The 326-nt window shown below is 43.9% G+C and carries 1 pseudogene; it reads left to right on the top strand.

What is annotated here, in order from left to right:
* Positions 1 to 326: pseudogene (locus SB658_RS22760) on the top strand (TRAP transporter large permease subunit); the annotation flags it as partial.

Raw genomic sequence — 326 nt, 5'->3', positions numbered from 1 at the left:
CCAAACATTGGACCAGAGGCAATGGATCAAATTTCTTTAATTACGTGGATTCCGATTCTCATGATGCTGATTAGCTTAACAATTGGAAGAAAAAAAGCGTCTGCTTTAGATTGGTCTCAGTTTTTCAAGTCGGCCATTCCTAAGTTTACAACGATCGGTGCCTTGATGTTGTTTGCTGTTGCTGCTAGTCAGGTGCTTGCTGAATTAGGACTCGCAGAAGATTTGACACACATCACATCAGTACTTGCCATTCCGAAGTGGCTCATGGTGCTCATTGTTGGTGTTCTTGTCACGCTGGTGGCCGGACCATTATCTTCAACTGCTAC

The organism is Bacillus sp. SIMBA_008, assembly GCF_046535495.1.
GTDB classification, from domain to species: Bacteria; Bacillota; Bacilli; order Bacillales; family Bacillaceae; genus Bacillus; species Bacillus subtilis.
Note: the sequence above shows the minus strand (reverse complement) of the source record. Positions and strands in the feature narration are given on the sequence as shown.